The sequence below is a fragment of the Massilia sp. PWRC2 genome, from assembly GCF_049896725.1.
In the GTDB taxonomy this organism is placed as follows: Bacteria; Pseudomonadota; Gammaproteobacteria; order Burkholderiales; family Burkholderiaceae_D; genus JAFCUW01.
On the sequence record NZ_JAFCUW010000055.1, the window covers coordinates 1 to 576 of the forward strand.

Genomic DNA, 576 nt, shown 5'->3' on the forward strand with positions numbered 1-576 from the left:
GACCTGGTCGATAAATTGCAGCGCGCAGGACGTATCTAAATCAACAGCCTCAACCATCCTCGCTGAATCGAAGTTCACAGTGAGATGGATGAGAGATCAAACCCAGACCACAACACTTTAAGGAAACTATGGCAATCGACCTTTACGGCGCTTTACTTAACGCGGAGACCGGCGGCATGCTGCAATCTGGCGGCGCGCTAAAAAACATGCAGATATCAACCACGGCGCCGCTCGTCGGAAGCTTGACCGTGACCGGCGCCGGCGGCGTCACTGTTGTCGCGAGCGCTGGCCTCAACGGTGTAATGAATGGAGGGCTAGTGCACAGCCCGGCTTTCTTCAAGCTGAGCGATCCGGCCGACGTTGGCAAGGCCCGCATCACTTGGTCGGTGGCCTGATCATGCCGCGCGCCATCAACCCGCACGAGCCTGACAACCTCTCGAGCCAATCCGACCTACCTTACCTGAGTGCTGATTGCGTCAATGCCTTAGCGTCAACGCTGATGCACGAGCTGGACTTGCGTACCGATCTCGAACTGCCGATTCGAAACGCACTGATCCACACAGCGGCCGCGATCGC

Annotated in this window: 1 protein-coding gene; it reads left to right on the plus strand. The window is 57.5% G+C overall.

From position 1 onward, the window contains the following. Positions 1-128: 128 nt before the first annotated feature. Complete coding sequence (locus ACP7BZ_RS23010) at positions 129-395, plus strand: hypothetical protein (protein WP_426117529.1); 267 nt, start codon at positions 129-131, stop codon at positions 393-395. Positions 396-576 lie beyond the last annotated feature (181 nt).

Coding starts and splice junctions, on each gene's coding strand:
- ACP7BZ_RS23010 (WP_426117529.1), top strand. CDS start 129: ATGGCAATCGACCTTTACGGCGCTTTACTTAACGCGGAGACCGGCGGC.